The sequence below is a fragment of the Corallococcus terminator genome, from assembly GCF_003611635.1.
GTDB classification, from domain to species: domain Bacteria; phylum Myxococcota; class Myxococcia; order Myxococcales; family Myxococcaceae; genus Corallococcus; species Corallococcus terminator.
In genome coordinates this window covers 119,184-127,131 of sequence record NZ_RAVZ01000001.1, presented here as the reverse complement: position 1 = coordinate 127,131, position 7,948 = coordinate 119,184, and the positions used below count along the sequence as shown (strand labels likewise).

The 7,948-nt window shown below is 66.5% G+C and carries 5 protein-coding genes and 3 pseudogenes; 2 read left to right on the top strand and 6 right to left on the bottom strand.

The genetic code is table 11. The features are described 5' to 3' along the window. Together D7V88_RS00195 and D7V88_RS42510 are read left to right on the top strand one after the other, a co-directional pair. Positions 1–818 (top strand): transposase (locus D7V88_RS00195; RefSeq protein ID WP_147448542.1); only part of this gene is annotated, 818 nt, incomplete at its 5' end. A gap of 124 nt (positions 819–942) precedes the next feature. Further along, entirely contained in the window at positions 943–2,130 is a 1,188-nt protein-coding gene (locus D7V88_RS42510) for an SAP domain-containing protein (RefSeq protein WP_147448541.1), read from the top strand. A gap of 48 nt (positions 2,131–2,178) precedes the next feature. Here D7V88_RS42510 and D7V88_RS00180 read toward each other — a convergent pair whose 3' ends face one another. The 6 genes and pseudogenes from D7V88_RS00180 to D7V88_RS00160 all read right to left on the bottom strand — a co-directional run bounded on the left by D7V88_RS00180 (position 2,179) and on the right by D7V88_RS00160 (position 7,873). Continuing rightward, positions 2,179–2,526, bottom strand: coding sequence for a transposase (locus D7V88_RS00180; protein WP_372241060.1), 348 nt, complete (start codon positions 2,524–2,526; stop codon positions 2,179–2,181). 106 nt (positions 2,527–2,632) lie between these two features. Then, positions 2,633–2,968 (bottom strand): annotated as a pseudogene (locus tag D7V88_RS00175) (IS66 family transposase); the annotation flags it as partial. A 31-nt stretch (positions 2,969–2,999) separates the two neighbouring features. Further along, positions 3,000–3,233: pseudogene (locus D7V88_RS44105) on the bottom strand (integrase core domain-containing protein); the annotation flags it as partial. 243 nt (positions 3,234–3,476) lie between these two features. After that, positions 3,477–3,611: pseudogene (locus D7V88_RS45635) on the bottom strand (transposase family protein); the annotation flags it as partial. A gap of 343 nt (positions 3,612–3,954) precedes the next feature. Next, complete coding sequence (locus D7V88_RS00165; protein ID WP_147448540.1) at positions 3,955–5,211, bottom strand: polysaccharide deacetylase family protein; 1,257 nt, start codon at positions 5,209–5,211, stop codon at positions 3,955–3,957. 223 nt (positions 5,212–5,434) lie between these two features. Then, positions 5,435–7,873: a penicillin acylase family protein gene (locus D7V88_RS00160; RefSeq protein ID WP_120538537.1), complete on the bottom strand. Its 2,439-nt coding sequence runs from the start codon at positions 7,871–7,873 to the stop codon at positions 5,435–5,437. Between the last annotated feature and the right edge of the window lie 75 nt (positions 7,874–7,948).

The window sequence follows — 7,948 nt, the reverse complement described above, 5'->3', positions numbered from 1 at the left end:
GCTCCATCGAAGCGCTCGCGCAGGTGCGCGAACAGGACCTCGAGCCGCGCTCCGAAGGCGGCGTTCAGATTCGACAAGGCGTGGCGGCCGACAGGCGCATCTCCATCGAAGACGCCGACATGCGCCACGGGCGCAAGAGCAAGAGCAAGCGCTTCAATGGCTACAAGCAGCACGTCGGCATCGACCTCGATACCGAACTCGTGGTGGCCTGCGCCGTGACGCCAGCCAACCGCCCCGAAGAGGAGGCAACCCATGCGCTGCAGCAAGACATGGCCCACCAGGACCTCTTCCCCGACGTCCTCCTCATCGACAGGGCGTACCTCAACAGCACGATGGCCGAGGACGTGCTGACGAGCGGCGGCGACATCGTCTGCCGACCGTGGCGAGGAGCCAGCGCGAAGCCCGGACTGTTCGGCAAGCGCGACTTCAAAGTGAACCTCCGCGACGGCACCCTCACGTGCCCTGCTGGCGAGGTAGAGCCCTTCGAACCCGGCGCCGTCGTGCACTTCGACCCGGAAGCCTGCGGGCCGTGCAAGCTACGCTCGAGTTGTACCCAGGCCGCGTCCGGCAAGGGGCGCAGCGTCACGATGGGCGACGACGAGCGACTCCAGAAGCGCCTTCGCTCGCGCCTTCAGTCGCGCGCAGGCCGCGCACAACTCCGCGAGCGTGTCGGCGTCGAGCATTGTCTGGCACATCTCGCCAACCGCCAGGGCCCAAAGGCCCGTTATCGAGGCACGCGCCGCAACCTCTTTGACCTCAGGCGACTCGCGGTCGTCCAAAACCTTGAGGTCGCAGCGCGCTACCAGCTCGCGGCGTGACCTAACCTGTTCGACGCTCTAGAGGGTGACGCCTTGAATTCGGTACTTGGACAGTTTGGCCTCACGGCACTCGCAGAAAACATGTAAGACTGCACCTATGCGGCTTGAGGAACTCCTCGCAGGCTTGGACCAAGACACGCTCGATCGACTCGCCCACCACCATCTTGAGGTGGGTGAAGCAGAGAGCCGCACGGCGGTGTGCGTCAACCTGGAGAGCGTGCTGCGTAGCCCAAAGCACGTCCGAGAAACTATTTACAATCTCCAGCCCCCGTCCTTCCGAATGCTTGAGCGGATGATCGATGCGGAGGGGTACGCTCTCCCACTCGATAGCCTGAAGGAGAGCGTCATCGCCGAAACCCTCGATTTGGCGCGACGGGTGGGCAGCGGCCAAATCCTGGGACGTGATAACGGGCTCGTCGTCTACCGACGCGTGCTGCTTGAGGCGCGGCGGAACGAACTAGAACTTGATGCCTCCGAAGCCGCACTCCTGGGCGTGCTTCGTCGCGAGCTGAAGATTCGTCAAGTCGAGCATTTTCTCATTGAGCACCACGAGGATTTCCACCCGCTATGGAACGCGGACCACGCCTTCATCGGGGCCCTCAACGGACTGCGTTCGAGTGGGCTGGCATATATTTCGGGCAGCCTGCTCCGATTCCCGGAAGACCTCGTCCCGCTTGCTCGACAAGTGCTTGGCCTCGAAGCTGGCGCCGCAGCTCGCAAGCGACTCTTTGAGCGCCTGACGGGAGCCGATGCGAGTGGGGCCCTCGAAGCAGCATCCCTCCGGACGAGCGGTACCAAAGAGGAGAAAATCCAGCGTCTCGTGGACAACTACGTGCAGCCTACCGAAGTCTTGACATTGGTGCCGCTTGCGACGCTTCGCGAAATGTGCCGCGAAGTCGAACTCGCGACGGGAGGGAGCAAGGACGAGCTCGTTACCCGCTTGGTCCGTTTCTTCGCTCTCGGATACGATATTCGACCGAAGCCGACCGACCCTCCGCCGCCTCCTCCCGAGCCGCGCCATTTGTCCCCGCCCTCCTTTGAAGCACTCTTCGCTTCGTTCCGAGGCCAGGATCTATCGGACATTCTCTCGGGGATTGGCGCATCGCGGATGACTGGCTCAAAAGAGCAACTCGTCCAGTTGCTTCAGGAATCTCGATTCAGCGAGGCTTCGCTAATGATGGAGCTCGATTCCAAGCAGCTTGATGCTGCCTTGGTGAAGCACAGGTTGAGAGCTGGAGGCTCAAAGAGAGAGAAAACTCAACGCCTCCTGGAGCTATTCTCCCGGCCATTGGCTGACCATCCGAATGAGTGAAGTTGCCCCGGTTTCGTGGCTCTCCCGCACTTCGTGTGGACCGTAGGTTCAAACGGTGAGCAGCACTCGACGACGCAGTAGGTCGAAATTGGCGCGGCCATGCATCTGACGCTTGAGAAGCTTGAGCTTCGTGATTTGGCCCTCGGCCTGGGCGTTGCTCCAGGGAGAGGTCAGGGCGGCCCGGACGGCATCGCCGTCCTGTTCGAGGCCCTCCGCAAAGGTTTCCACCGCGCGTACCCCGCACGCACGCGCCTCGCCCAACCACGCTTCAAAGGGCCTACAAGACCTCGTTGGTCTTGCTCTCTGTGAAACGCCCCGCGAGCGCACGAGTTCGCAAAACCGCCGGGTCAATGCGACGACACGCGACGCTTCCTCGTCCTGCTTGATGCGCGCCAACGTCGCGGTCTCCGCGTAACCGTCCGGCCAACGACGTGCCGGATCGCTTGAAGGCGGACGGGATGCGTGCGGTGACGAGCGGTGCGACGGATGGAGACACGAGGTGTCAGGCCGCGTCGGCAGCGCGCAGTCGCTTCCACTCGTCCGGCAGCAGCTCCCCGATGCGGGCATTCGGGTGCGTCTGGACGCGCAGCAGCACGTCGGCGAGGTAGTCCTCGGGATTGACGCCGTTGGCCTCGCAGGTGGCGACGAGGGCGTAGAGGCCGGCGAGGTTCTCCCCCGCGGCCTCGTGGCCGACGAAGAGAAAGTTCTTCCTGCCCAGGGCGGCTTTTCTCAGCGCGCCCTCGCTGCGGTTGTTGTCCAGGGGCAGGCGCTCGTCGGTGACGAATCGGGTGAGGGCGTCCCACTGTTTTCGGGCGTAGGAGAGGGCTTGGCCCAGCGGCCCTGGAGTTGCCCCCGTCAAATCGGACAGTTCAGGGTTGAGAGTTAGCAGTACGGAACTCGCGGGGTGACTTCATCTTGAGGCCGCGGTGAGGGTGGCAGCGGTTGTAGTCGTCGAACCAGGCGGGCAGTTGCGCCAGGACGTGGGCTGCCGAGTGCAGCTCGTTGATGTAGACGTAGTCGCGCTTGAAGGTCTTCACGAAGGCCTCGGCCATGCCGTTGCTCTGGGTGGAGTACGAGGGCGTGGTGCACACCCGCAGGCCGAGGCCCAGGACGCGAGCGGGGCTGGGAAGAGGCAGCGGAGCGCGGCGAATCAGCCGCAGGAGGGTATCGGGACTGGTGGGCATGGCCAGGGGCTTGAGCAGCCTGGCCCCAGCCTCTGCCCCGGCTGTGATTGCAACGGCGCACTGCGCGGTGGCCAGCCGCCGTGTCCGCCGAGCCTGAGCGGCCAGCAGGCGCACCGGCCGCTCCGCGAACGTGCGGCGGGAGCATTCCGGGTTTCGGCAGCAGAAGCGCCGCACACGCAGCTTGAGTTGCACGACGCGCCCTGCGGCGGGCAGGTCCGCCGGGCGTCGGACGTAGCTACCATGCACCGCGGTACTGGACGTCTGGCAGGAGGGACATCGTGCTCCTGTGCCCTCCATGCGCACCCCGAGGACGACACCCGCCGCGCTACCGTGGGCCACCCGGTCCACCCGACACCCAGGAAGTGGGTACAGCGTTTCCATTCCCAGGGTGTATTCGCCCCGCTGGCAGCATGCCGTGTCTGCCTACTCCCCAGAGGGGAACCACACGAAGTGCGGGAGAGCCACGAAACCGGGGCAACTTCACGTGGAGGTGGCGCGGGACTTTGACCTGACCGAGACGGCTTTCCGCAAGTGGGTAGAGCAGGCTACGACGGATCAGGGCAAGGGCAAGCCGAGTGCGCTCACCGGTTCTGGACTCCAGTCGCACCAGCCGCTCTGCCCCGTCGAAGGAGCCACGAGCTCACGGTGATGCACTCGCCTCCACATCCGCGAGCGCGAAGTCATCCATGGTCAGCGTGCCGACCTGATCGATGGAAAGCCCCATGCTCAGGGCCCGGGCCTCGGAAGGGGCTGCGGGCGTCGTCCATTCGGCGAAGGTGTAGCTGGTGCGCGCGGGGAGCAGGGGACCCTGGGACCAGTAGGTCCATGCTCCCGTGCTGTTGCGGTAGTACGCCTTGAACCGGACAGCCGTGGTGGCCTTGTACCAGGCGGAGATGCGGTAGTGATGCCCCGCCGTGGGCGTCGGCGTGCAGGTGCTGTCGTCCTGCCGGGTGATGAGCTTCCGGTCTCCGCTGGAGATCTGCGTGATGCGCACCTGCTGGGCCCAGCTCCCTCCGTGGGCGTCTTGCGTCCGCGTCCACGAGAAGGTGTTGGAGCCGAAGCCGCCTCTCTGCCAGCAGTCTGGCGTCCCGTCCCCGTTGATGTCCGTCTCCAGCGAAGGGTTCTTCAGGAGCTGCGACGGCGGCCAGCTCACGGGCGGCTTCAGCACGCCGCCGATGACCGCGTCCATGGTCGCGACGGTGGTGCCCCTTGATGCGCGGGTGGCCAGCCAGTCCACGAACGCCGTGAGCGTGGCGGGTGCGATGGAGTACGTCTGCGGCGGATTGCAGGGTCCGCAGATGTGGTGGAAGACGATGGGCACCCAGCCTCCTCCTGACTCCTCCGCGCGCAGGACGTAGTTCTTCAGGTCCGTGAGGGTGGTGGTGCTCTGCACGGAGCCGTGGGTCCTGATGGCATACGGATCCGCGGGCGGCACCGGTTCAGCGTAGGGGTTGCCTGAGCCTCCGGTCGCGGTGCGCAGCCCGCCGCTCTCACGGGCTGAGTTGTAGTTGCAGTCCATGACGATCCGCCGCGTGGTCGCGTCCTTGTCCCCGAAGGGGTACGCGAACGACGTGACGCGGAAGCCGGCGTTCAGCAGGGCGACCCGGTCGTTGCAGATCTCCTTGCGCTGATCATCCGCGGAGAGTTCGGTGAGGTGTGGGTGGGTCAGCGTGTGGCCGCCAATCTCGTGCCCGGCGTCCCGGAGTGCGCGCACCTGAGCGAGCGTGAGCCGGCCGGACTGGCCCATCCGCGTGCTGTGGACGAAGAAGGTCCCGCGCATCCCGCGAGCCTCCAGGCTTGCCGCTCCGAGGGTCTGACTGGCCAGGCCGTCGTCGAAGTTCAACGAGACGATGACCTGACCGGGCAGGAGGGCGATGGCTCGGGTCGTGGGTTCCATGGCGGGCGCTTCCCCGTGCACGCGCAATCCAGGAGGGACGGCCGCACCGGGCGCGCACGAAGCAACGGCGCGAAGGCTCCACCTGAAGGGTGTGCATGGTCCGCAGGCCGTGAACCGCCCACGGGCCTCGCCTCGTCGCGCGAGCAGGGCTCCGGGGGCTTCCACTCCCGGAGGCGAGTGCGGTGGGGCACGGAGGCTTGTCCGGCCCCACGGCGCTGGCCCGCTACTCCAGCTTCGACGTGTTGCTGATCTTCAGCTCCGTCGTCATGAGCTCCGGATCCGCGAGGATGTCCGCCTCGTTGAACAGGATGGGACGCAGGTGCTTCGCGGCGAAGAGGTCCGTCTGATCCGCGAAACGGGGCGAGGCCGGGTCGGTGTTCTCGGAGTAGGAGAGGACCGCGTTCGCTCGCGGGCCCTGCGGCGTGAACTCCATCACCATCAGGAAGCTCGTCCCGAAGTCGACGAGGTAGCCCTCCTTCTCGGTCAGCCCCGTGCCAGGGGACACGAGCGCGCCCTCCTGCTGGGACTGGGGCAGCAGCGTCGCATTCACTCCGGAGTAGCCGACGACATTGGTGACACCCTCGAACGCGGCACCACCATGCATCGGGATGACCCGGTCCTCCTTGCGCGTGAACTGCACCTCACCCAGTCGGGAGCCCACCGGGATGCCCGCCTTCGTCAGGATGGCCACCGCCTCCGCCAGCTTCTGGTGCACCGGATCCGTCCCCTCCGTCGGGGCCGGCGTCAGGCCTGACGGAGTGGTGGCGGCCTGGAGCGGATCGAACGGCTGCGCGAAGAGCACGCTCTTCTGGGTCAGCGCCGAACGGTCGAACCCGTTCAGGAACTCACGCCACACGATGGCGCCCTTGCGGTCCAGGTCCAGCCGGCCATCCCACGTCGCCAGCAACTGACAGGCCTCCGTGATGTCGACCGGGACGCCCTCCACGATGACCGGATCCGCGCCCTGGCAGCGCTGCACGACGGGCGCGCGCAGTTGCTCCGCCACCCACGTGCGGTTGCTCAGGATGGCCTGCTCCAGCTCATCCAACGTGAAGCGCCCGTCGCTTCCGGCCGCCGCGGCCTCTCCCTGCTCGGTGATGAGGGACAGGTTCATGTGCGACCGGGTGCTGAGCCGGCCCCGCGTCCCGAAGATTTCATAGCCGAAGGGCAGGTCGAGCAGCGGCGCGGCGGGGTTCGCGAACGTCGCCGGATCATTCGCGTTCATCACGTAGTCGGTCCGCTCGAGCTGCGGCACGACCTGCGCCGGCACCAGGCCTCGTGCCTCGCCCTCCAGGCCCACCCATTCGTCACGGGACGTGCTGCCATCCAGGAGGACCAGGCCCAGCGACGCGAAGACGGGGGCGTCCGGCGTGGACTCGAGCGAGGCGAGGTAGGCCTCCACGGTCTGCGCGCTCAGCGCGGGGACGGGGGACGCATCCACGTAGCGCGTGCTGCCGTCCGCGCTCGCCAGGAGGGTGTTGACCCAGGGCGCGCCTCGGACCGTGCGCTCCACGTTCGTGGCCTCCTCGATGCTGTGGGCCACGTTCATCCGCAACCAGTGCTCCGCGAACCGGTCGTTGCCTTCGGTGGCGTCTCGCACCGTGTAGGCCGTCTCATTCGACCAGTCGGCGCCGGGCCCTGCGAGCATCGGGCCGTGGTGGCTGCGCCAGTACGTGCGCTTCTCCGTTCCCAGACTGCCGTCGTCCTGGCGCACGGCGATGGTGTGCTCCTCGCCCGTCATCCGGCGGACCTGTCCGTCGTAGACGTACGCCGTGGGGTCTCCCGGCACCAGATTGAGCCGGTACAGCGTGAGGTGGCTGGAGGCCGTCACCGTGTGCGTCCAGGCGATGTCGCGGTTGAAGCCGATGTTGACCACCGGCACGCCCAGCAGCGACACGCCGTACACGTCGAGCTTCCCGGGGATGGTCTGGTGGCTCTCGTGGAACCGCAGGCTTCCCTCCCAGGGGAAGTGCGGGTTTGCGACCAGCATGCCCCGGCCTCCCGCTGTCTTCTCGCGGCCCAGGGCCCAGCCGTTGCTGCCCAGCTCATCCTTGCGCGGAGACAGCGCGAGGGCCTGGGAGTGCGGTCCCCGGATCTGGCCTCCCACCTGCGGCGGCTGCGCGTTCGCCACGTAGCCGAGCAGCGGGATGAGCGTGTCGAACAGCGACAGGTCCAGGTGGTAGGCCAGCAGGTCGAAGGCGCTGATGGGCTTCACCCAGTTCGCGCCCTTGCACGGCGCGGGGCGCTGATCCGCGGGCGTGTCCTTCAGGTACTGGTTGTAGCCCGCCACATACCCCTTCACGAGCTCCTGCAGCTCCTGGGATTGCGTGGCGAAGGTGGCCTCGGCGCGCGTGCGCAGCGCGAGCCCCCGGTACGTGAAGTCGCTCTCCACATAGGCATCCTGGGGGCCCCGGCCGAAGTACTTCGCGCGCTCGGCGCGGACCTTCAGGAATTGATCCGCCAGGATGCAGACCGCGTCCTGCGCCTGCGCGTAGCCGACTCCGGCCCCCAGGGAGCGGTACCCGTCCGCCTGGATGTGGGGAATGCCGTGCGTGGTCCGGTGGATCGTCGCACGCAACGGCGAAGGGGACGGCGTTTCGGTGCTCTCACAACCGCAGAGCACCGTCAGCGTCAGGAACAGGGAAACAGGGACGGATCGCATGGCTCTTGCCTACGTCTTGATGAGGGACAGACAAGGGGATTCCTAGTCTAGCCACCTATTCGTGGCTAGATAGGA

Bases quoted from the DNA above. Each gene is read 5' to 3' on its own strand.
- D7V88_RS00160 (WP_120538537.1), bottom strand. From the start codon at position 7,873: ATGCGATCCGTCCCTGTTTCCCTGTTCCTGACGCTGACGGTGCTCTGC.
- D7V88_RS00165 (WP_147448540.1), bottom strand. From the start codon at position 5,211: ATGGAACCCACGACCCGAGCCATCGCCCTCCTGCCCGGTCAGGTCATC.